The 22031-nt window shown below is 48.5% G+C and carries 22 protein-coding genes; 2 read left to right on the top strand and 20 right to left on the bottom strand.

Translation table 11 applies throughout. From position 1 onward, the window contains the following. Positions 1-18 precede the first annotated feature (18 nt). Both ACI3EZ_RS05805 and ACI3EZ_RS05800 read right to left on the bottom strand, forming a co-directional pair. Complete coding sequence (locus tag ACI3EZ_RS05805; protein WP_405024651.1) at positions 19-666, bottom strand: metal-dependent transcriptional regulator; 648 nt, start codon at positions 664-666, stop codon at positions 19-21. Positions 667-762: 96 nt separating this feature from the next. Beyond that, positions 763-1647 (bottom strand): RluA family pseudouridine synthase, encoded by an 885-nt coding sequence (locus ACI3EZ_RS05800; protein WP_405025807.1) that lies wholly within the window; start codon positions 1645-1647, stop codon positions 763-765. Between the two features lie 99 nt (positions 1648-1746). Here ACI3EZ_RS05800 and ACI3EZ_RS05795 point away from each other — a divergent pair, with 99 nt between their 5' ends. Beyond that, complete coding sequence (locus tag ACI3EZ_RS05795) at positions 1747-2394, top strand: phosphatase PAP2 family protein (RefSeq protein WP_405024653.1); 648 nt, start codon at positions 1747-1749, stop codon at positions 2392-2394. Positions 2395-2519: 125 nt separating this feature from the next. Here ACI3EZ_RS05795 and ACI3EZ_RS05790 read toward each other — a convergent pair whose 3' ends face one another. From ACI3EZ_RS05790 to ACI3EZ_RS05735, 12 genes are all read right to left on the bottom strand, one after another. After that, a complete protein-coding gene (locus ACI3EZ_RS05790; protein ID WP_405024654.1) occupies positions 2520-3332 on the bottom strand; it encodes an alpha/beta hydrolase in 813 nt (270 codons plus the stop codon). A 163-nt stretch (positions 3333-3495) separates the two neighbouring features. Then, entirely contained in the window at positions 3496-3831 is a 336-nt protein-coding gene (locus ACI3EZ_RS05785) for an AzlD domain-containing protein (RefSeq protein WP_405024655.1), read from the bottom strand. A gap of 16 nt (positions 3832-3847) precedes the next feature. Beyond that, the gene (locus ACI3EZ_RS05780) at positions 3848-4615 is read right to left on the bottom strand and encodes an AzlC family ABC transporter permease (RefSeq protein WP_405025806.1); all 768 of its coding nucleotides are present in this window, start codon (positions 4613-4615) and stop codon (positions 3848-3850) included. Between the two features lie 72 nt (positions 4616-4687). After that, positions 4688-5437 carry an SAM-dependent methyltransferase gene (locus ACI3EZ_RS05775; protein ID WP_405024657.1) on the bottom strand — a complete coding sequence of 250 codons (750 nt, stop codon included), beginning with the start codon at positions 5435-5437 and terminating at the stop codon, positions 4688-4690. After that, positions 5437-5886 carry a Fur family transcriptional regulator gene (locus tag ACI3EZ_RS05770; protein ID WP_405024750.1) on the bottom strand — a complete coding sequence of 150 codons (450 nt, stop codon included), beginning with the start codon at positions 5884-5886 and terminating at the stop codon, positions 5437-5439. Before ACI3EZ_RS05770 ends, ACI3EZ_RS05775 begins: the two co-directional genes overlap by 1 nt. A gap of 58 nt (positions 5887-5944) precedes the next feature. Then, a complete protein-coding gene (locus ACI3EZ_RS05765) occupies positions 5945-6529 on the bottom strand; it encodes a metal-dependent hydrolase (RefSeq protein ID WP_405024658.1) in 585 nt (194 codons plus the stop codon). 12 nt (positions 6530-6541) lie between these two features. Further along, positions 6542-9610, bottom strand: a complete 3069-nt coding sequence (locus tag ACI3EZ_RS05760) for an AAA family ATPase (protein WP_405024659.1) — start codon at positions 9608-9610, stop codon at positions 6542-6544. Next, the gene (locus ACI3EZ_RS05755; RefSeq protein ID WP_405024660.1) at positions 9600-10718 is read right to left on the bottom strand and encodes an exonuclease SbcCD subunit D; all 1119 of its coding nucleotides are present in this window, start codon (positions 10716-10718) and stop codon (positions 9600-9602) included. The genes ACI3EZ_RS05760 and ACI3EZ_RS05755 overlap by 11 nt, the downstream gene beginning before the upstream one ends. A 95-nt stretch (positions 10719-10813) precedes the next feature. Continuing rightward, positions 10814-11500 carry a 2,3-diphosphoglycerate-dependent phosphoglycerate mutase gene (locus tag ACI3EZ_RS05750; protein WP_405024661.1) on the bottom strand — a complete coding sequence of 229 codons (687 nt, stop codon included), beginning with the start codon at positions 11498-11500 and terminating at the stop codon, positions 10814-10816. 79 nt (positions 11501-11579) lie between these two features. Beyond that, positions 11580-12764, bottom strand: coding sequence for a MalY/PatB family protein (locus ACI3EZ_RS05745; RefSeq protein ID WP_405025805.1), 1185 nt, complete (start codon positions 12762-12764; stop codon positions 11580-11582). Positions 12765-12773: 9 nt separating this feature from the next. After that, positions 12774-13838: an AI-2E family transporter gene (locus ACI3EZ_RS05740; RefSeq protein WP_405024663.1), complete on the bottom strand. Its 1065-nt coding sequence runs from the start codon at positions 13836-13838 to the stop codon at positions 12774-12776. A 182-nt stretch (positions 13839-14020) separates the two neighbouring features. After that, positions 14021-15064 carry an aldose epimerase family protein gene (locus tag ACI3EZ_RS05735; RefSeq protein WP_405025804.1) on the bottom strand — a complete coding sequence of 348 codons (1044 nt, stop codon included), beginning with the start codon at positions 15062-15064 and terminating at the stop codon, positions 14021-14023. Positions 15065-15342: 278 nt separating this feature from the next. Here ACI3EZ_RS05735 and ACI3EZ_RS05730 point away from each other — a divergent pair, with 278 nt between their 5' ends. After that, complete coding sequence (locus tag ACI3EZ_RS05730) at positions 15343-15648, top strand: hypothetical protein (RefSeq protein ID WP_405024665.1); 306 nt, start codon at positions 15343-15345, stop codon at positions 15646-15648. 162 nt (positions 15649-15810) lie between these two features. Here ACI3EZ_RS05730 and ACI3EZ_RS05725 read toward each other — a convergent pair whose 3' ends face one another. The 6 genes from ACI3EZ_RS05725 to lpdA form a co-directional block, all read right to left on the bottom strand. After that, positions 15811-16302, bottom strand: coding sequence for a nucleoside 2-deoxyribosyltransferase (locus ACI3EZ_RS05725; RefSeq protein WP_405024666.1), 492 nt, complete (start codon positions 16300-16302; stop codon positions 15811-15813). An 80-nt stretch (positions 16303-16382) separates the two neighbouring features. Then, entirely contained in the window at positions 16383-16958 is a 576-nt protein-coding gene (locus ACI3EZ_RS05720; protein WP_405024667.1) for a TIGR01440 family protein, read from the bottom strand. Between the two features lie 17 nt (positions 16959-16975). Then, positions 16976-18301 carry an APC family permease gene (locus ACI3EZ_RS05715; RefSeq protein ID WP_405025803.1) on the bottom strand — a complete coding sequence of 442 codons (1326 nt, stop codon included), beginning with the start codon at positions 18299-18301 and terminating at the stop codon, positions 16976-16978. 71 nt (positions 18302-18372) lie between these two features. Beyond that, on the bottom strand, positions 18373-19494 hold the full coding sequence (locus ACI3EZ_RS05710) for a hypothetical protein (RefSeq protein ID WP_405025802.1): 1122 nt from the start codon (positions 19492-19494) through the stop codon (positions 18373-18375). Then, positions 19494-20507 (bottom strand): lipoate--protein ligase, encoded by a 1014-nt coding sequence (locus ACI3EZ_RS05705; protein WP_405024751.1) that lies wholly within the window; start codon positions 20505-20507, stop codon positions 19494-19496. The genes ACI3EZ_RS05710 and ACI3EZ_RS05705 overlap by 1 nt, the downstream gene beginning before the upstream one ends. 119 nt (positions 20508-20626) lie before the next feature. Continuing rightward, a complete protein-coding gene (lpdA, locus tag ACI3EZ_RS05700; RefSeq protein ID WP_405024670.1) occupies positions 20627-22030 on the bottom strand; it encodes a dihydrolipoyl dehydrogenase in 1404 nt (467 codons plus the stop codon). Position 22031 lies beyond the last annotated feature (1 nt).

Genomic DNA, 22031 nt, shown 5'->3' with positions numbered 1-22031 from the left:
CGTTTTCTTCGTCCACGATTACTCCCGGACAAAAATATAATTTGCTGCTTTGTAACCAACATCAAATTGTTTGCCATTATCTAACCGAACTACAACGGGGCCTTCAAACGGTGTATGCTGTTCAACAGTTAGTTGATCGCCGATGTCAAGGCCACTGCCGTCTAAGTACGTTAGGAGTTCATGGTTATCCGTAAACCGCTCCACCGTTACGCTCATCCCATCCGGGACACTCACCAGCGTTTGGTGACTCTCCTCAACATAGCGGCCATCCTTGTCAGGAATTACGCCCCCGTGCGGGCACCGCGTTGGATGACCGAGATATTCATCAAGGTGATTCATTAAGTTTTCACTCATATCATGTTCGAGGACTTCCGCATCGGCGTGAATATCTTCCAACTTATAATGTAGTTTATCTACTAAAAACGTCTCCCATAACCGGTGCCGCCGAATTAGTGCAGCCGCAAGGCGTTCGCCCGTCTTTGTTAGCCGCACTCCCGCGTACGGAACATAGTGCACCAATCCCTCTGCGGCAAGTTTGTTTACCATTTCAGTTACAGAGCCCGCAACAACGTTTAACCCCACCGCAATCTGTTTATTTGTAATTTCTTTTTTGGTTCCACCCAACTCAAAGATAATTTTCAAATAGTCCTGTTTCTTCGGCGTCATGCTTGATCCCCCAGTACTCCGCTTCAATTACCGCTTCCATTATAGCAATCTTTATCTTTCAGGGAAACGCTTTTTTGGGTATCCCAAAAATAACTTTTACTGCAAAATAGTAACCAGGTCCTGAAAATCCACCGGGACGGGAGCACGATAGGTAACGGCTTGACCAGTAAACGGGTCGGTAAAACCTAGAGTATAAGCGTGCAGGGCCTGCCGCCCAATTAAAGCGGTAGAACCCCCGTATAACTCATCGCCTAAAAGTGGATAACCCGCCGTTGCAAAGTGCGCCCGGATCTGGTGGGTTCGGCCGGTATGGAGCCGCACACGAACCTGCGTTGCGGCCGAAAACCGGGTTATCACCCAGTATTCTGTCCGCGCCGGCTTACCAGTTGCACTCACCCGTTGTCGGCTCGTCCCGGGTTGCCGCTCAAGGGGGCCATCAAAAAAGCCATGGTCGTTCGGCAGAATCCCCTGAACCACCGCTAAATATTCCTTTCGTAACGTATGCTGTTCAACCTGCGGGTTTATTAATCCCTGCGCCACTCGATGACGGGCAACCAGCGTTACACCACTCGTAAACCGATCAAGTCGGGTGATGACGTGGGGAACAAGGTCCCGCGCATCCTGCTGCATTAGGTATCCTTTAATTCGGTTTACCAGCGTATCTACCCGATCATGTGGGCCGGGTACACTCGTTAACCCCGCAGGCTTATTGATTACCATCCAATTATCATCGCTAGCAATAATTGACAATGGCCCCTTGCTCGGAGGAACGTTTTCATCAGGGTACTCGGGGGGAAGCATTACCGTCACCGTCGCCGGTTCATCAACCACCGCTTGCAGCCGTACCTTCCGGCCGTTAACGCGGACCTGACCTTCATGGTGGTTAATCCTACTTAGTATTCGGTGGCTTAACCCCCGGTCACGTAAAAACCGCCGGACCGTTATTCCTTGCGTTATTCCTTTTTGCCACGAAAATTTCACGCGCATTCCCCCCGCCGACTAATAGTCGTTTGCACCCTCCATGGAAGCTTGATAGAATTAGCGGTGAATTACTATCCGACATACACAAGGAGGATTCTCATGATTAACATTCAGGATGATTCCCGCCGCTCAATGCGCGCGCTGGTCCTCATCATTTTATTCTTAATTCTAGCATTTTTAGTTAAGACCGGAAACGGCCTGGTGTATGGGTTCGATTACGCTATCCAGCGACTATTGCAACCCATTACCTTCCCTGCTTTAACCGGCCTTATCCACCTCGTTACATACCTGGGATGTCCCCCACTCGCCCTTCTCCTCACTATTGGGGCAAGTGCGTGGATCTTTTTCAAGTACGACCACATTGATGGGATGTGGGCTTTTGGAACAACCGTTATATGCATGGGCATAGCCTTTATCATGAAACATGTTGTTGCCCGACCACGTCCCCTAGATAAATTGGCTCCAGCAGATGGTTTCAGCTTCCCCAGCGGTCATGTTTTTACTACCATGCTGCTTGTGCTAGTTGTTTTAACGTTTATCTTACCCCACATGAAAAACCAGGAACGCCGGCAAATACTGCGAATTGCACTAATCTGCTGGGTGATCTTTATTGCCTTTACCCGGATTTACCTGCGTGACCATTTCGCTACCGATACAATCGGAAGCGCCCTCCTTGCTGGCGGATTATGGGAAGTATCATTGCTCTGCTACACCAAGTTTATTGGGACATCCAAATATTTTAAATAATAGTGAACCGTGAATCATTAAGATAATTTATATTCCTTTGTTACTTCCAGAAACGATGAACAAAAAACAACGGGGCTATGACTAAATCATAGCCCCGTTGTTTTTTGTATTGAATTAACCCTTAATTACATCACGTTAGTTGTCACCCACGTCTTAAACAGACCAACCCACTGTTGCACTGCCGGAACAATTTGGTCGTCCTTCGCTGCCGTTTCTGCACTAGCCAGCGCTAACCCGTGTGAGCCGTGCGGGAACATATGATACTCACAGTTAACCCCGTGATCCCGAAGTGCCTGTGCAAACATAATAGTGTTATCAACCGGCACCGCCTGATCCTCATACGTCTGCCACATGAACGTCTGCGGGGTATCTGCCGAAACCTGCTTTTCAAGTGAAACCTGCTCTAATAATTCAGCAGACGGGTTCTCACCAAGTAAGTGATCAAATGATCCCCGATGCGCCTTCTCTCCGCTCGTAATTACCGGGTAACCCAACGCTAAAGCGTTTGGCCGAATTTCTTCCGGGTCAAATCCAAGATCCTTAAGCACCGGTTGATTCCACATTGTTGCTAGGGACCCAGCTAAGTGACCGCCAGCTGAAAAGCCCATTGCAATAATCTTATGCGGGTCAACGTGCCATTCATTTGCATGCTCCCGGATCACCTTTACGGCCGTCGCTAGTTCAGCCAATGATGCCGGAAAATGCGTTGGGGTGCAGCTATAATCAAGAACGAACGCCTGTAAGCCAATCGCGTTCATTTGATTTGCAACGGCCTGTCCTTCTCGCTGCGAAACAAAAGCATAACCGCCCCCCGGACAAATCACAACGGCTGGCCGGACCCGATTCTCATCAATTTCTGGAGTATTGTCCAAAACATAACCCGTCAATTTCGCCGTTTTGGTAAGCGGCGTTGTTAGTGTTTGTGTAATAACTTGCATCATTATCCTCCCCTTACTCGATATTTCCCATTTATTATACCGCTTTTCAAATTCATCCTGGTACATTTACCACTCTTAAACGAAATAAAAATCTCCGCTGGTTATACTCACCCTCACCACCGGAAATTCTTTAAGATATTTGAAATCCTTTTTAACTAACAACCTACGCCATCCCAAACGCCCATGTTAATAATGCTACCGCGATTAAGCCGCAGATAACCGATAACCCCATGGAGCGGCTACGGTACGCCACAAGAATGACCAACAAGGCAGCAACTAACTTTGCCCCACTATGGAGTCCCACAAAAGCATAACTTGAGTTTAAAAACAAATCCTTTACTACCAGCGCTGTAAACAACGACACCGGCACATACTTCATCCATTCATTAAACCACTGGGGGATATGGTGCTGGGTAAAAATCCGAAGCGGGAAAAAGCGGGGACAAAACGTCACGCCCGCTGCCAATAAAATTAAAATCAGGTGATCCGTTGATGTCATCACGCGCTCCTCTCACTTACTCTTCCTTGGCAACCTCTTCTTGATCACTTCTAGGACTAATAATATGCTTTAACCAGAAGCCCTTTGCTTTCCCGGCCTTCCGTAACCGGTCCTCAATAAAGAAACCGGTTAGCGAAGCAATGATCGTTGCAACAACTAATCCCATCGTACTCTTAAGAGCAACCATCGCAATAGCAGCAATCACTCCTGAGAACATACTGATAACAATCGTCAGCCGGCTCCGCATTTGCATCACAATCATGTATATGAACAGTGATGTTAACGCAAAATCAACGATTGTCAGGTTAATGTGGATGACCCCGCCAATAATGCACCCAACCAAGTTAGAAACCGACCAAAACAGAAGCGAATAATGCTCAACCATTAGCGCATCACTTGGGGTCCACTTCTTATCAGTTATGAACTTCAAGTAATTAACCGCGTAGTTTTCATCGTTCATGGAAATCGCAAAGGCCCATACAAACCGCTTACTCTTTCCGCGAATATACTGTGACAAACTTGAACCCAGTAAGGCATACCGTAATTCTAGGAAAAACAGCATGATTAAAATTGTGTGCAGCGGCGAATGCGCTAACACCATTGAAGCAATTAAGAACTGCGCCCCGCCTGAAAAAACCGTCAACGACACTAACAATGCTAGGAGCGGCATAAACCCTGCTTTATTTAACAAGATTCCGCAAGCCAACCCGATCGCAATGTAGCTCAAGCATAATGGCAACGAGACCTTCAGAACTTCAAGCCACCGTGGTTCCCTTTTTTCCACAAAAAAACCTCCAAATAATGCTTTTTTGCCTTCACAACGTGATTATAACATATCAACCTGTACTCCCAACGATTAACGATTGCTAAAATAACTAACTTGATAAACACGGTCACGAATAACATCAACTGGATGGTGGTGCCGGTTAAGCGCATAAACCAACCGCACGGGAACCCGGTGCCAAAATTGAGAACTGTTAGTTGCCCCGTTTTTTTCACCAACCACAATTAACCGGCCGTGCCAGCCCAGGGTCGCTAATCGCTGAATTACCGCCACATCACCCGTAACTTGGTCCGGCGCCCATGCCATAATAATTGCGTTGACTTCTGGCGCATATCGGTCCACGGCAGCTACCGCATCAAGCGGTTCAACCACTGTCCACGGCGCGGGATGCTCATTATCCTGTCCGTGCCAGTCAAGATTATCTGTTGCCACCGTTCGCGGTAAATACCGGGAAAGTGCGGCATTGCCCGCCATCAATTCTAACCGATTACCCGGACCAAGGTATTCATCCAAATCATGTACCCACTGTGCCGTAAAAAGATGCCACAACCCAAAGGAGGTTACCATTACCTGCCTGAAATCAGCCAGTAAATCACCTACCATGCTTAGCTTAGGGCAGTCATCAAGGTGTTGCCAAATCAGTTCATCACTAAACCCCAGCCTGGGAAGCTGCTGCGGTAACTGCTTTTTTGCCACTGCACAGAGTGCCGCTTGAACCTGATCAATTTGCTGACACGCTGGCCGCACCATCCGAGCAGTAATCCGAGCCTGCGCTATTGCAGCGGTGTATGCTGCAAGGGATTGCGTAGTTTGCGTATCCACTAATGATTTGCCCCTAACGCTTGCTGACAGTCTGGGCACAAGCCATATACCTCATATTGACTGCTCTCAACCGCAAAGCCAGTTGCCTGCCGGGCTGCACTCTCAAACTGCCGGAAGGAATCGTCAAAAACATCAACAATCCGATTACACCGCGTACAAATAACGTGGTAATGCGGCTTACCGTAGTAATCATACCGCACATGACCGTTATTATCATTTTCAACTTCAATTACAATTCCTGTCTTCAACAACAGTTCCAGGGTATTGTATACCGTTGCTAAACTAACTCCGAGCCCGTTTTTCTTAACGTAATCATAAATCATATCAATTGTTGGGTGCGCCGTGGAAGTTAACAAACAACTTAAAATTGCCTGCCGCTGGGGGGTACTCTTAATTTCATGTTCTTTAAGAATCCGGGCGGCACGCGTCATCACTTTTTGATCATGCATCATTTTTCTTCACTCCCCGCTTTTTCTTTTCTACTTTACATTATACTGAAAACCGCCCTCACCGGGGCAAAAAACTCTGACATTCCCGAATCCAATGACCGACTGTTACTAGCCATCCTCCAGGAATCAGGTGAGACAAGGTCCCCAACCACATCAACCGAAATTCGATCAATAACAAGCACCCCATAAATCCTAGAATCAGATACTCGCTGATTTTACCCGTCGAATAGTAAATCCCCCCGCCAAAAAGACGCATACCTCGTTTACCAAACGGCCATAACCACGGAACCCCATCCTTTGAACCAGCATCCTCTACCAAATGTGCCAGGTAGCCAAAAGCCAGCCAGAACGGCAACACCCCTGCAGCCGCTGTTAAGTAGTGCCGTTGAAGAAGGGCAGCAATCAAATAAACCCCGACCAACGCAACGATTGAGTGAGTCATCCCCCGGTGACCAAACGCACCGTGTGCTACCTTACTCACCATCCGGTGCCGCCGGCCAAGGTGCGAGGTGGGCTGGTCAATATCAGGCAGCAGAGCACCTACCGCTAAGGCCCCTAAATTAATGATGGTTAACTGATGATTAACTGCCATTAGCGGCACCCCGAGCGCCGCGGTTGTTACTAGGTGCGTTTGGTACTGCATCTGGTTTACCTCCTAAAATGGTTGCTGCACTTCAACGCGGCTCCTTCCGGCCTGACTTACCACCCGTAACTGGGCTGGAATCGTTGCCCGCAGTTCGGTTACGTGGCTGATAATTCCAATCATTCGGTGTTGCCCTTCTATCTGGCAGAGGGTCGCAATTGCCGTTGCTAGGGCGTCTTGGTCAAGAGAACCAAACCCTTCATCAATAAACAACGTTTCCATCGTAACCCCACCGCTTTGCTCCTGGACGGTTTCCCCCAATCCAAGAGCTAAGGCTAATGCAGTGATAAAGCTTTCCCCGCCTGAAAGGGTTCGGACACTCCTTTCCCGTCCCAAATGGTCATCGTAGACGTTCAGTTCCAGCCCGCTATTTTTGCGGTACGATCCTTCCGCTTCAGCAAGCGTTAACTGGTACCGACCGCGTGAAAGAACTGCCAACCGTTGATTAGCATTCGTAAGAACGGTCTGAAAGAGGTGCCGCTGCACGTACTTTTCCAGACTAACCCGGGAATTATCAGACGTCCCTGCCATGACCTGGGCTAGTTTTTCTAGTTCACCCAAGTGGGCTGCCCCAGCAGTCATTTTCTTATCAATGGCCTTCACCTGATGCAAAGTCTCCTTCAACTGTTGTACCTGGAAAACCGCATCGTTTAGGGCGTGATTAATTTGTCCTGCCCGGGCTTGTTCGTCCTCAAACCGGCACTGGGTTGTTGCAAGATCCGGCTGTTTCTGGTTAGCTAATTGCTCTTGTAACTCTTGTAGTTTTGCACGGGTGGTCCGGTGTGTTTCAACCACCGCTGCGAGCCGCTGCTTAACCTGAGCTACCCGGGAAGCATCGACACGCAGTGCTAACAACTCCGCCATGCTAAGCGTCGGCACAACCTGAGCTGCTTCCCACTGAAGTTGTTCCATTTGCTCCTGCCGCCGCTGATCTAACCGTTGTTGTTCCCGCACCGCCGCCTGAAAGTCCGCCACAACCTGAGCCTGGTGCTGGGCAAGCGTCTTTTGGCACTCCTGGTTATCCGAAACGGCCTGGCGGTACTCTTGCACCGCCCGCTCTTCTTCCGCTAAGAACTGCTGTAAGTCCTGCTTCGTCGGGTATTGTTGGGGAAGAGCCTGCCGCGTCGTTGTCGCCTTCACCTCAGCCGCACTAACCCGCTGGTGCGCGTCCGTAACCGCCTGGCGCTGGTTATCAACGGCGCGCTGGGCCATTCCAACCTGCTCAACAAGAACCGCCTGACGTTGCTCGAGCTGCTGACCCTTCTCCTGATCACGGTGTGCTTGCTCCTTTGCGGCTTGGGTCGCAATTATCTTAGCCTTAACCTCCTCAACAACCGCTGCCGGTGTCTGCTGGCCAACCGCTTGTTGAAGCGTCGTCCACCGGGAAGCAACCTTTGCCCGGGCTTCATTCACCTGCTGTTGTTGGGCAGCCAGTTGCTCTTGAAGACCCCGGAGCTGTTGAGCGGCCTGCTGGGCCTGCTCTTGTAGTTGATCAGCTTCATCCTGCGTAACCACTGGGGCCGCATTCGTCGCCGGGTGCGGGTGCGTTGTTCCCCCGCACACCGGACATGGCGCTCCTGGGCTGAGTTGCCGGGCAAGTGCCGCGATTTGATTGCTAATAAACTGGTCGTGGGCTTGCTTAGCCGCTTGCTGGGTCGCCTGGACAACCTCCTGCTGGGCGCTAACCTGCGCCGTTAACTGCTCAATTTGGCGCTGCATTGTTGCAATGTCATTTTCCTGTTGGTGCGCATCTGTAACCTGGTTGCTCAAATGTTGGGCTTCCGCATAATCTCGTTCGGCCGTTGCCAGCCGGGCTGCGGGGTTCCCCAGTGATTGGAGTTGTTTATTAATTTCCTGCTGATTTACCGTCAACTGTTTCAGGTACGTCTCCTGCTCAGCCAATTGCTCTTCAGCCTGAACCTGCACCTGCTTAGCCGCTTGCCATTCCCGGTCAGCTTGGGCAGCCTGGTCGTATAAAGCGAGCTGGGGCGTTCGCTGGGCAAGCCGGGTCGCCCGCGTGGTCATTTCATCCTGCCGGGCGGTTAGTTTTTTCGCCTGGGCCATAGTTTCTTCCACCTGGCGCTTAATGGCTGCTCGCTCCGTCGTTAAATGCTGAATCCGTTCACCAGCATCGATTCCTTGCGTAATAAGGGCATTCAACTGAGTGACCGCCGGCTGTTTGCTAAGCAACCATTCCCATCCTTGAAGTTGTTCTTGCCACCGGCGAACCGCTGGTCGTAGGGTATCATCCGTTATAACTTGTTGGTGCAGTTTAGCTAACCGGTCAAACCGGTGAACCAACTCCCGCTCCTGCCCGAGCTGTTCTGCCAGTTTTGTCGCTTGAGCATTAGCTTGCTTATACTCTTGCTGAAGAGTCGCGACCTCTTTGTCACCCGCAGCAACGAGAGCTTCCAGGTGCGCCTCCGCTTCACCAGTAACAGGGGCTTCTTTTGGCCACGAAACACCTGCAAATAACCGTTCCCGTTCTTCTTGCAGCTGCTGGTTAGCAAGCCGCTCCTGCCGGTACTGGTCGTTGATTGCCGTACTCCACTGGGCGTACATCTCCGTTTGAAACAACGACTGCAGGATCTGACCCTTTTCATCGCTCGAGGCAAGTAAAAAACGCCGAAACTCTCCCTGTGGAAGCAACACAATCTGGGTAAACTGGACCGCAGTGAGGTGCAGTAACTCCTGAATAAACTGTTTAATCGTGGTAATTTTTTCTAGGGTTTGCTTGACCCCGTTTTGATCGTGGTAACAAAGTAACTGTTTACCACTCCAGTTCCCCGATTTCGTACGGTGAATTTCCCGGGAAATATTGTACTGCGTCCCCTTTTCACTAAAGGTGAACCGAACCTTCATCGGACCATCCGGGGCAAACGCCGCCATCATTTGCTTGGGCGTACGTTCTCCCGGGAGTTCCCCATACAACGCATACACAAGTGCATCGAAGAGGGTCGTTTTCCCGCTCCCCGTCTTTCCGGTAATTAAAAAGAGTTCCTGCCCACTAAACGCCGTAAAGTCAATTTTCTCGTGAGAGTACGGGCCAAAATTATCAAGGACAAGCCGCTCAGGGCGCATCGTGCATCGCCTCCACCTTACCAAGAATTTCTGTCGCAATTTCCTGCTGAAGAGTACTTAACGGTTCGCCAGCGACGTCCTCATAATAGGCGGTCAAAACGTCCAGGGGCGCCATCCGTTTAACTCCTTTAATTTCTCGGGATGCTGACGTCACTCCGTTTACCCTGGTCATTTCAATAATTCGGGGATAAAACTGCCGGAGCTGATTCATTGCATCCGGAATAATTCCCTTATCTGTCAGCTGTACTGCCACAAACGTATTTGGATCAAGGTGCGGGTGCGCCGGCCCAACCAACGTAGTAAATTTATCCCGTAACACTATCACGTCGTGCAACGGAGTCAGCGGGAGAAATTCCTGCGTCCCTGCGGTAGTGTCCACCAACCAGCACCCCTTTTGGTCGTGAACCTCACTTACCGAAAACTTTAATGGTGTCCCGCTATATTTAATCCGGGAATGTTGCAGAGCAGTGTGTGTGTGTAAGTGGCCGAGCGCTACGTAATCAAAACACTCCAATCGCGACAGGCTAACCGGGCCTAAGCCGCCAACTTCTAAGGGAGTTTCTGATTCAGTGCGCATACTCCCCCCTGCAAAAAGATGGGCAACTAATACGTGGCGCATGGCTGAGTTAAAGTTATCCTGCATCCGCATCACTAGCTGACCAACCGCTTCGTCCATGGTTCTCACCGGTTGGTCTAAAAAGTTGCGGGCGGCCTGCAGGCCAAAGAACGGCAGTAAAAAGAACTGGGTGTCCCCTAAAGTAACGGGCGTCAGGCACTCATCAAGCGTCGTGCGTAAAACAAACCCCTGATCGGCGTACCATGGTGCCCCCGTAGCAAGGCGAGGGGCCGAATCATGGTTCCCACTTATCACTAATAGTGGCAGGTGATCTTCCCGGTTTAACCGCGCAAACATTTGGTTGCCAAGTTGCACGCTTTTTTCACTCGCAATGCCACGGTCATAAATATCACCCGCAACGACTACTGCATCAACGTGGTGGTAAAGCGCAAGCTGTTCAATTTGATTAAAGGCATCCGCCTGTTCCGCGGCAAGTGAATAGCCATGAAGTTGTTTTCCAATATGCCAATCAGCCGTATGCAAAAACCGCACCGTACTTCTCCCCCATCATGATTGATCATCCATATCGTACCATAAAAAAGAAGCCGGCTTACATGCCGACTTCCCGTTTCTTAATCACCTAATAATTAAAGCTTTTCCTTAGAAACAATGTTCAGCTTCTTGTCCATTTCGTAAACAATCGGCTGACCCGTAGCAATTTCCAGGTTAATGATGTCTTCGTCAGAAATTCCTTCGATGTACTTTGTTAAAGCCCGAAGGGAGTTCCCGTGAGCAGCAACAATCACGTTCTTGCCGGCAATCAGATCCGGAGCAATGTGATCTTCCCAGAATGGCATAACCCGCTCAAGGGTAACCTTTAAGTTTTCCCCACCAGGAATGATGTGCGGATCAAGGTTAGCGTACCGCCGATCCTGTGCCGCCGACCGTTCATCATTTTCGTCCAAAAGCGGTGGCAGAACATCGTATGACCGCCGCCAAATGTGAACCTGTTCAGCACCAAACTTTTCAGCAGCCTCTGCCTTATTCTGACCTTGCAGGTCGCCGTAATGACGTTCGTTTAGGCGCCATGACTTCATTTCTGGAACCCAGAGCTGGTTTGATTCTTCCAGGGCGTAATGTAACGTCTTGATGGCCCGCGTCAGAACTGATGTGTAGGCCTGATCAAATTCAATACCCGCCTTTTTAATCTTCCGGCCGGCTTCCTTGGCCTCTTCAACACCCTTATCACTTAACTGAACATCCGTCCAGCCGGTGAACAGGTTCTTTAAGTTCCATTCACTCTGCCCGTGACGAATAAAGACTAACTTTGCCATTAATAATGACCTCTTTCTTAATGAAATTACGGTTTCATTTTACACTGAAAAAAAACATTCTTGCAAGTCAATCAGTCAATCATTCTTCGTAAGTATCTAATGCGGCCGTCAACTGCTTCATGGCCCGCTTAACATTTGCCGGCGTAGTCGCCAAATTCATCCGGATGAAGCCGTCACCGCCTACGCCAAACCATTTTCCAAAATCAACGGCAATCTGTGCTTGCCGAATCATAAAGCGCTCAAGATTTACGGGATCCACTGTTGGGCGCATATCAATCCATAGAAGGTACGTCCCTTCAAGTTCGCCAACCCTTACCCGGTAATCCGCAAGTTCATCCTTCACAGTAGCGTAGTTTTCCCGAATCGTATTTAATAGTCCGTCCAGCCAATCGGCGCCGTCTTCGTACGCTGCCTGAGCTGCGACCTGGCCAAGAAGACTTCCCTTACTTGCGTGGAGCTGATCAACGTAAGCATCGTACCGCTCCCGAAGTTGCGGGTTCGGAATAACCACGTGGCTGTTCTGCAAAGCCGCCATGTTAAACGTTTTAGACGGCGAGTCTAGCATGACAACGTTGTCCCGGTAAAAACCATCCTGAACGCTTAAAACAGACGTAAACTTATCCGCTTCTACCAGTAAATCATGGTGAATTTCATCGGCCACCACAATAACGTTCTGCATCCGGCAAATATCAAGGAGCTGCGTAAGCTCTTCTTCACGCCAAACCCGACCAACGGGGTTGTGCGGACTGCATAGTAAAAGCAACTTAACGTTTCGAATGTTCATTTCATGCTGCATCGCAATCGGGTCCATCGTGTAGTGCATCCCGTTTCGCTGAAGCTCACTTACTACCAGTTGCCGGTTATTCTTTTCAACCACGTTCATGAGCGGATAGTAGACCGGTTCCATCACCATTACGGCATCACCCGGCATCGTGAGCGTTTGGACAAGGGTACTAATGGATTCCACTACGCTTCCCCCGAAACGAAACCATTCCGAGTGCAATTCCGTTCCGTACCGTTTCCGTTGCCAGTTAGCATATGCCTCAAAGTAGCCATCACTCGGGATGGAATAACCATACGCCCCGTGCTGAATTCGTTGCTCAAGGGCGGTCGTGGCTGCAGGTGGAACCTTAAATTCAGTATCAGCAACCCACATTGGTAGTAAATCATTATTACCAAACTTTTCTACCATTCCGTCCCATTTAACGGCATGCGTATTTTTGCGTTCAACTGCAAACCGTTCAACAAAATCCTTTGCTTTCATTTTACTCACCTAACCTTCATGACCATTCTGCCGCCGGGCGCGCCGTCGTTTATACGCCTCGTGCTTTTTACTAATTGGCTTAACTTCAAGAATGTCGAGAATAAACGTAAAGACGGGGATCCCGACAATCAACCCCCAAATACCAAAGAGGTGTTCCGCAACAAACAATACCATAAACGTAAAGAAAATTGGTAATTCGGTCTTGCTGGCCATTAAGTGTGGGTTTAATACATACGACTCCAAGGCGTGCACACAAATCAGCATAATGATAATGTAGAAGACGTAGTTAATCCCGCCAACCGAAAAACCGATCAAACACAATGGAAACGCAGAAATAATGACTCCCGCAACCGGAATCATACTCAGGATAAAAATCATTAGGGACAGGCTTAGCAGCTGGGGCATCCGCATGATTCCCAAACAAATCGTCGTAATCATCGTATTGCAGACTGCAATCATCAGTTGAGCCTCCAAAACTACCCCAAACGTATTAACAAACTTTGCTCCAAAATAATATATATCCCGGAAAATCCACGAGTAGTATCCACCATGCAAAAAACTCTTTGCAAAGACCGCAAGCTCATCCCGCTCAATCGAAAAGAAGAAGCTTAACAAGAGTGCCATCACAAACATGAAACCAAACGTTCCAATTCCTTCAAGGTATTTCATGATAATCCCAAAGCTCCCCTGAATTTGATGAAGGATGCTTGCATTCCCCAAATAATGATTGATCATATGGATTAGCTGCACCGTTTCGTCCGTTGGGGGATTTTTATAAAAGTGGATTAGATGCCGAACAAGGTGTTCAACCTGTCGGATAACTTTGGGCAGATAAACTGTAACGGCGAAGTATAACCCGGCAATGATTCCCCCGTACAGGGTCACCACGATAATCTTATCTGAAATTCGAGCATACCGCTGAACAAAGCCAATTAACCGTGAAATCATGTACGTAAAGATGAACGTTAATAAAATAACATTAATTAATTTATGCGCCATAAATAGTCCAGCAATCAATGCCATCAAGACGACAAACCGTCGCAACCGGACGTTTCGGACAAACTTCTCCCACATAGCCGTTTCCTTTCATCAACGTTTTACCCCTATTCTACAATTTATCGGGCTAAATGTCTGCCGTGATTCCATTAAATGCTAGCGGTACGCCAAAATAAAGAAACGAGTGCAATATAAATAACAAGGAGGCTGCGCCTTGTACCGCACCCTCCTGGCCTTATCCTGTTACCTTAAACCAACCATTACGCCTCTTTGTAACTAAACTTAATCCGGTATGTCTTCTTAGCTCCTCGCGGAAGCACAATATCACCAAAGTTTTCCTGGTTAATGGCATCCGGTAACGTCTGGGCTTCCAAGGCAACTCCTTCCCCTGGAACCGCTGGCTTACCATTGTCCCGGGGGTACCGGTTGCCTTCTTGTGATCCACCCATCGTGTACATAATCAGAGCATTCCGGTCAGAATCAATCGTAATTTGCCGCCCACTTTCTGTATCCCGAAGGACAGCAACCGGTTGACTCCCCTTTCCCGGCTCATTCACAACAAACGCATCATCGAACCCTTCTTGATTTGGCGTTTTGGTGATTGCCTCTTTAATGTTTGTTGGCGCCCGGAAATCACGGGGCGTTCCGGCTACTTCCCGAACGCGACCAGTTGGTAAGTTATGTTCATCTAAATCAAGGTAACTCGAGCTATTAATTTGCAACTCATGCGTTTCAAGATCCTGATGATCACTCAAGTTAAAGTACACGTGACATGTTGGGTTAAAGAGCGTATCAACCTTCCCGTTCAGGGCACTGTACGCAATCGTTACTTGATTATTATTATTCAACGTAAAGATAATCGTTGCTAACATGTTTCCCGGAAATCCGTCCATTTCGCTGCTAATCGTCCGCTGAAAAATTATACTGACTTCGTTCTTCCGGGTAGTTGTCGTGTAGTTCCAATTAAGGGTATTAAATCCATGTCCCCCGCCATGGAGTGTATTTCCATTTTCATTAGCCGGGAGGGTTACCTCTTGACCATTGATCGTACACCGGGCATGGGCAATCCGGCCAGCAACTCGTCCAATTGATTGACAAGTACACAGGCCATTAAGGTAGTCGGTAACATTATCGTAACTCAATAATAGGTTCTGGGTCCCCCCACCAACCGTTGGAACGGTAAAACTATGCCAGGTTGCCCCCAATGTAAGGCACGAAATCGCCACTCCGTTATCGTTAACTGCCGTAATTTTCATAACGTCTTCACCATTATAGGTGTCAAACTTGTACGTACTAATTTTCATACGGAACCCTCCAATTAATGTAATCGTTCTCATAATCATTTTACAGCGACTCAAAAATGAAATAAAGACTATAATCAATAAAATAAATATCCTTACAATTAAGGATTAATAAGGATTAGTTACCTTATTTTATACAATTATCATTATATCCGCGTGACAAATGCACTTTTAATAATGATTTATTCTGATTTAATTATTATTTTCCAAAAAACACTTGACGATGATCTGAAACCGTTTTATGGTATAAGCGTTCACTACTTAATAGGGGGATTTTTTAAATGAACGACATTCTCATTGAACAGACCGAAGCACGCGTTGATCATAGTAAACAGTGGCGGCTGACCGACCGAACAACCAGCCGTTCGATTACCGTAACTTTTGACCGCAATCTGGAGACAACGATGAAAGTGCACCGGACATTTTCGTTCAACCGGTTTGAATCCGAACAGCTTAATCGCCTATGCCCGCTTGTAGCCGAGCTTGACACTAACTACGCCCTTAACCTTGACTGCGAAACAGTCGGCGTGGCATTCATGCCGCTTTCAAGCAAACAGGCCAAGCAATTAATGACCCCGACTGAATAAGCCACGCCATTACTCCTTGTGAAATAATAAAAAGATACCAACATCAAAGACGGGGATAACGAATACAAAAGACCAATGCTAAAGCTTTCAATCATCCCCTTCGCCCAGTTGTTCTATATAAAAAAGAAGGGGGACCCTGTGTCCCGCCTTCTTTTTTAAGGATTAAATTACCGTTCCGTGGTACGTTCCACTTACCACGTGCCGAAAATCAAACGTTGCCAGTTCAGATAATGGGATAATCCGGCTCACCCCGTAAGCAATCATCAGGTTTAACGTTGTCTTCTGGTCCTCATCCGGGATAACCAATACGGTTTGCTTATGGCATGCCCGCAGGTACCCCATCTCAAATGCCATCCCATCGTCCGGACACTGAGGGGTAAACAGCATAATGCCCAAATCAGCCCCCATAATTCCCTCAATGTCAGCGGTATAAGTTCGCGCTTGCCACTCAACCTCCTTCATTGCTTCGGGATGCTTAGTAACGTCAATCCCGTTATACGCAAAGTCAAGCGGATAATGCGATAACTCTCGTGAAACGGTTGGATTTGCCTCAATCGCAGCGAGTCCCGCTTTCATGTGGGCCTGCTGCTGTTCGTTAAACCAACAACACCCGATATATGCCCGGACGGGTGCACCCGGTAATTCATTTGCCAATTATTTATCCTCCAACTAAATTATGTTGTTATTGTACATGAGCACATGAACAATAACAACATAATCATCATAATTAATACCTATTTCCAAGTATCAACCTTATTCTGAGCGGTAAAAGTATACCGTGCCCGCTGACCACCGATCAACTTTGGGCGGGAGTATAATCCAGTAACCGTTGCTGCACCGACCGTGTGATGAGACAAGCGAACTGGCACCTGAACAAACCGGATGTGCATCCCAATCGCCGTTCCGCCAATGTCAATGCCACCATCCGCAATGATGTGCTCCACCTCAACCGGATCATTCATTCGCTCGTAAGCAGCGACCTGGGTCCCCCCACCGGCATGCATCGTCGGACACACCGAAACAATTTCAAAACCATGCCGCACCGCTGCGTCTCGCTCCATTAGTAATGCCCGGTTAATGTGCTCACATCCCTGAATAGCCAAGTCAATGTGACGGGGACGCAAGTACGCCATTACCGTTTCGTAAACGGTTACCCCAACCGCCAACGCGGAATCGGTTCCCATCCACTCACCACGAATCATACTCGTACTACATCCCACGACAAATAAGGAGCCTGCCTGAAGGGTAAACTTCTCGTTGTTAAAATAATCGTCCAGCACCCGCTGCAAATCAGCCCGAACATCCATCATTTTTCCCCCTTTGATACTCACTGCTTTACTCGCCGGGACCACCAATAAACTGGAATTCCAACAGACGTTGCTAAAATCCCCAATACCGTTATCTGTGTTTGAGTAAAGAGCGTCATCCCAAGAATGAAACAGCCCCCTGCAATCGCAACCAATGGAATCATCGGGTATCCGGGAACACGGTATGGTCGAGCCAACGTTGGTTGGGTCCGGCGTAACCTAATTACGCTACAAAACGCTAACAGATAAAAGATCCAAATGACAAATATCAACATATTTGTCACCGCGTTAAATGAGCCAGATAGGGCAAGCAGCGCAGCAATCACCAGCTGAATCACTCCAGCAAACCACGGCACTCCTCCACGGTTAAGCCGGGCAAACCAACTGCTTCCAGGCAACCGCCGTTCCTGACCTAAAACATAGGGAACCCGCATCCCCGTCATAACATACCCATTCAACGCACCATACACCGAAATCAGAATACCTACCGTCACAATTCGACCACCCAAAGAGCCAAATAATCGTTCCGCTGTCAAGGCCGCAACATTCAGGTTCCCCGTTACTAGACTAAATGGAAGAACCAGCAGAAAAACCAAATTAACCATAACATACACTGCCGTAACGAGGGTTAATCCCCAACCAATCGCCCGCGGGAGATCCCGCCCCGGCCGCTTCATCTCACCGGCGATGTTGCCGACGTTGATCCATCCATCATAGGCAAACATTGTCGCTAATAAACCGTTCGCCAACGCAGTGGCCAATGAATGATGACCGGCGTGGGCCGGCGTCCCAAGCTGGGCAAAGGATAAATCCCGCCCGTGTGTCAAACCAACCACTACGATTAATGCCAGGGGGACTAATTTAACAATTAACGTGACCGTTTGAACAATCCCACCGGCCCTCACGCTAACCAAGTTAATCGCCAGAACAATCACTGCAGTTACTATCGCCCCGGGAACAATCCACCGTGACGACCATCCCATTAAATTATCAAGTTGGGTGCTAAAAACAATAGCTATCGCCGCAATGTTTGCCGGAAAATAGATGAATGATTGGGCCCAGCCCGCTAAAAATCCCCAGAAACGACCATACGCATGCTCAATATACTTCATCAGACCGCCCGTTTCCGGGAATGCAGCAGCCAACTCAGCACAGGTTAACCCCGCGCAGACAGTAATAATTCCCGCCAAGAGCCAAACCCCGAGGGCTAAGAGGGGGGAGTGCGTAGCTGCCGTCACAGCGCCAGCCTTAAAAAAGACCCCGGCACCAATAACCGTTCCCGCAACGGTTGCGAGGGCGGCCATTCCACCAATTGATTGTTGCATGTCACGTTTAATTTCTGGCATTCTCTTTCTCCGTTCACTAATTCTTTCCCGTAGTTTACCCCTTTATTTGCTACAAAACAACTAATTTTTCATCATGAAAGGTATTGGTCAAGAACAAACTGCACTGCAGCTGCCACCCGTTCGCCTGCTTCCTTATTTGGATGCAAACGATCGCCTAGATCATATTCCCGGCGTAACCGCCCCGTCTGCGGATCAGCAAGAAGCGTAAAAACATCCACGGTATGCGGCTGGTTACGTAACCATTCATTAACCCGGGACTGAATGTGCCATAACTGCCGTTGCTCGGCCAGTGAGACCCGCCGTCGGTCAATTACAAACGGTGGTAGTGTGCTCATTATTAGCCACGTGGCGTGCTGTTGGGCGAGTATTTGAATCCGCTTTAATCCCGCAATTAACGCTTGGCTAGTTGGCACTTGATTTCCAGCAATCGCCTGTAGCATTAGGTCATTCGCTCCAATTGAACACCACATTACCGGTGGCCAAGCGGTTAACCGGCGAAGCTGATGCAATAGGCTCTCTCCGAATGTTCGGGGCACTTTCCCAAGAGGAAGAGCGTCAGCAAGTAACTGCCGTCCCGCAGTCGCAGCGTTAGTCACCACGACTGGACGATGCATGTAGTGGGTAATTAATGCATCCGTAATTGTCCCCACTTCAATCACAGAATCGCCAACCCCCATCACGGTTGTTGCCCGGAAAGCCCCCTTAACCGCCAGTCCCGTAAGACAATACCAGTTTTTTCGTCCTGTTCGGGATGAGAGCGATGGGATCACCCTCCTTCGCGCTATTGCGGCATTCACTAAGCCAGGCAAAATCGTGAAATTATAATCAACGTACGTTTGCGCTCGGGTTGCAACCAGCTGAACGTATATTGGTTCACCGGCCGTGACCGGATAAGTCATGTCGTCCAACCAACTAACCGTGTGCGGGGGAAGAACAATTTGCTGGTTTCCACATTGGGTAACGGCAATGCACTCATGTTGAAACCGTGCATCCCGCGCAACCCACACGTGATTAAAAACAACCGCCTGCGAACCAAACCGGTTACTCAACTCCAAGCTAAACGCCATTCCCGTTAATTGCGGGGTTACCTTAATCACCTGAACGAGTTGGTCACTTTGAAATGGTAACGCAGTAAAATCACTGCTTGTTTTCTGCCAAGCAACCTGCCACCCGTCTGTTTGCTTCGCCCCCATTAGCCAACCAATAGCCGGACAATTTCTTGGGGGTCAATCCCCACAAAATACTTGGTGAGATCAAATTTACCCAGGACGGTCCGCATCGCCTCCATTGTGTACGGCTGATTACGAAGTGCATCTTCAATTTCAGTTACTTCCGCCGTCCCAAAGAAGTCCCCGTATATCTTTACGTCCTTAATTTGGCCCGCCTTTACAAAGAACCGCGCATCAATCGTTCCTCCGGTAAAATGGCGCCGTTTTTTATCCGTAAACTCAGGTGATTTCCCGTAAACCCAATCCCAGTTATAATACAAGTCATCACCAATCTTTTGAATTGCCTTGCGGTCTTCATCCGTAAGGTGATATTCATTTTTTTGCGCTTCCGCTAACGTATCCACGCCCCAAATTTGCTTAATTAACTCATCACGGAACTGCTCCATTGTGAGGTTCTGGTACTCCGGCTTCAGATATGGTTTAATGTTCGTTACCCGACTACGAACCGACTTAATTCCCTTGGATTTAATTTTATCCTCCGGTACATGAAGGGCGTCGGCTACCGCTGATGTATCAACATCATACATTAACGTTCCGTGACAAAACGTCCGGCCGTCCCGGGTATACATCGCATTACCAGAAAACTTCTTACCATCAACCACAATATCATTCCGCCCCGTAACAGTTGCGCCCGTTACGCCCATCCGGTGAAGCGCATCAACGACCGGTTGAACCAGCTTCTTAAAATCACCAAACTGCGCATCATTGGCGGGAACAATAAAACTGAAACACATATTCCCGCGATCTTGATACATGGCTCCCCCACCAGATAATCGCCGGGTTACGGTAATATTATGTTCCTCACAATATTGCTTATTAATTTCTTCAAGGGTATTTTGATTGCGGCCTACAATAATACACGGGTCCTCAATATAAAACAGCATAAACGGAGGGGTCATCCGATCACTGTTCATCAAGTACTGTTCAGTTGCAAGGTTGGTTCGAATATCGTTGGTATCCATTGCTAAGTATTGCATCATTGTTAGTTCCTCCATTCCTAAAGGGGAGCCCAGGATCATCCTGAGCTCCCCGGTTACTGTTCTAATGCTTCGGTGCGGTGCGCCCTTAATCAGGTTTTTTTATGGTTCGCACCTTCTTAAATATTTGTCGGGTAACCCGTTGCTACGTCCGCTGCATCCTGCACGGATTCGCTAACACTTGGATGTGGGTGAATCGTCAGGGCAATGTCATCCACCGTGGCCCCAGACTCAATCGCCAGTGTCATTTCACTAATGATTTCACTGACATGAACCCCAACCATTTGGGCACCGACAATTATGCCGCTTCCCTTGATGTAAACAAGCCGCATGAACCCATTTTGAGCGTCCATTGCAACTGCCCGACCATTGGCAGCTAACGGGAACTTCGCTTGCTTAACGTCTAAGCCCTGTTCCCGGGCCTGATCGGCCGTCAATCCAGTGGTTGCAATCGACGTATCCGTGTAACAAACCGCCGGCATTGCATGATAATCAACCGTCGTTTTCTTCCCGGCGATTGCTTCAGCCGCAACTTTGCCTTCATAGCTAGCTTTGTGAGCAAGCGCAAAGCCCTTAACAACGTCCCCAATCGCATAAATGTTTGGAATCGTTGTCCGCCCCTGGTTATCAACAGGGATTAGGCCCCGGTCATCTAACTGAATACCAACCTGTTCAATTCCCATATCAGCCGTATTTGGCTTCCGCCCAACACATACAATGCAGTAGTCCGCCTTCAATTCCCGTTCCTCACCGTCGATTTCGGCTGTCACGGTAACGCTGGCGTCATCTTGATCAGCATCTTTTGCCAGAGCGTTCGTATAAATGTCAACTCCCTGCTTGCTGAAATGGTGCTCAACCACCTTAACAAGGTCCTTTTCATAGTTTGCAAGAATACTATCCGAACCCTCAAGAATCGTTACGTGAGCCCCTAAGTTAGCGTATGCGGAGGCTAGTTCACTTCCAATGTAACCCCCACCAACAACAACCAATTCCTTCGGCACTTCTGGAAGACTCAGGGCGCCAGTTGAATCAATAACCCGTCCCTCAAACTTAAAGTGCGGAATTTCAATTGGATGACTTCCGGTTGCGATAATCAAGTTATTAAACGTGTACGTTTGCGCCTTGTCATCCGTAATTACCCGGAGACTGTGGTTATCTTTCAAGTAAGCATTGCCCCAAATTACGTCGATGTTGTGCTTCTTAAAAAGCATTCCAACACCACCGGTCATTTTATCAACCACAGACTGCTTCCATTCTTGGGTTTTTGAAAAATCCAATTCAGCAGCCGTCACCCGTAATCCCATATCCTGTGAGTGCATGGCACTTTGATAACGGTGAGCAGCTTCAATAAGTGCCTTAGATGGAATACACCCAACGTTTAAGCAAACACCACCTAAAAATTCACGTTCAATAACCGTGACTTTTTGGCCCATTTCGGCGGCCCGAATAGCAGCGACATAGCCGCCGGGGCCCGCTCCGATAACAACTGTATCTAAGTCAATTGCAAAATCACCAACAACCATT

Source organism: Ligilactobacillus sp. LYQ60, from assembly GCF_045033015.1.
Taxonomy (GTDB): domain Bacteria; phylum Bacillota; class Bacilli; order Lactobacillales; family Lactobacillaceae; genus Ligilactobacillus.
Note: the sequence above shows the minus strand (reverse complement) of the source record. Positions and strands in the feature narration are given on the sequence as shown.

Coding starts and splice junctions, on each gene's coding strand:
- ACI3EZ_RS05740 (WP_405024663.1), bottom strand. CDS start 13,838: ATGTGGGAGAAGTTTGTCCGAAACGTCCGGTTGCGACGGTTTGTCGTC.
- ACI3EZ_RS05765 (WP_405024658.1), bottom strand. CDS start 6,529: ATGCAGTACCAAACGCACCTAGTAACAACCGCGGCGCTCGGGGTGCCG.
- ACI3EZ_RS05705 (WP_405024751.1), bottom strand. CDS start 20,507: ATGCAATACTTAGCAATGGATACCAACGATATTCGAACCAACCTTGCA.
- ACI3EZ_RS05770 (WP_405024750.1), bottom strand. CDS start 5,886: ATGCATGATCAAAAAGTGATGACGCGTGCCGCCCGGATTCTTAAAGAA.
- ACI3EZ_RS05745 (WP_405025805.1), bottom strand. CDS start 12,764: ATGAAAGCAAAGGATTTTGTTGAACGGTTTGCAGTTGAACGCAAAAAT.
- ACI3EZ_RS05710 (WP_405025802.1), bottom strand. CDS start 19,494: ATGGGGGCGAAGCAAACAGACGGGTGGCAGGTTGCTTGGCAGAAAACA.
- ACI3EZ_RS05720 (WP_405024667.1), bottom strand. CDS start 16,958: ATGATGGATGTTCGGGCTGATTTGCAGCGGGTGCTGGACGATTATTTT.
- ACI3EZ_RS05760 (WP_405024659.1), bottom strand. CDS start 9,610: ATGCGCCCTGAGCGGCTTGTCCTTGATAATTTTGGCCCGTACTCTCAC.
- ACI3EZ_RS05790 (WP_405024654.1), bottom strand. CDS start 3,332: ATGCAAGTTATTACACAAACACTAACAACGCCGCTTACCAAAACGGCG.
- ACI3EZ_RS05715 (WP_405025803.1), bottom strand. CDS start 18,301: ATGCCAGAAATTAAACGTGACATGCAACAATCAATTGGTGGAATGGCC.
- ACI3EZ_RS05785 (WP_405024655.1), bottom strand. CDS start 3,831: ATGACATCAACGGATCACCTGATTTTAATTTTATTGGCAGCGGGCGTG.
- ACI3EZ_RS05795 (WP_405024653.1), top strand. CDS start 1,747: ATGATTAACATTCAGGATGATTCCCGCCGCTCAATGCGCGCGCTGGTC.
- ACI3EZ_RS05750 (WP_405024661.1), bottom strand. CDS start 11,500: ATGGCAAAGTTAGTCTTTATTCGTCACGGGCAGAGTGAATGGAACTTA.
- ACI3EZ_RS05735 (WP_405025804.1), bottom strand. CDS start 15,064: ATGAAAATTAGTACGTACAAGTTTGACACCTATAATGGTGAAGACGTT.
- ACI3EZ_RS05805 (WP_405024651.1), bottom strand. CDS start 666: ATGACGCCGAAGAAACAGGACTATTTGAAAATTATCTTTGAGTTGGGT.
- lpdA (WP_405024670.1), bottom strand. CDS start 22,030: ATGGTTGTTGGTGATTTTGCAATTGACTTAGATACAGTTGTTATCGGA.
- ACI3EZ_RS05730 (WP_405024665.1), top strand. CDS start 15,343: ATGAACGACATTCTCATTGAACAGACCGAAGCACGCGTTGATCATAGT.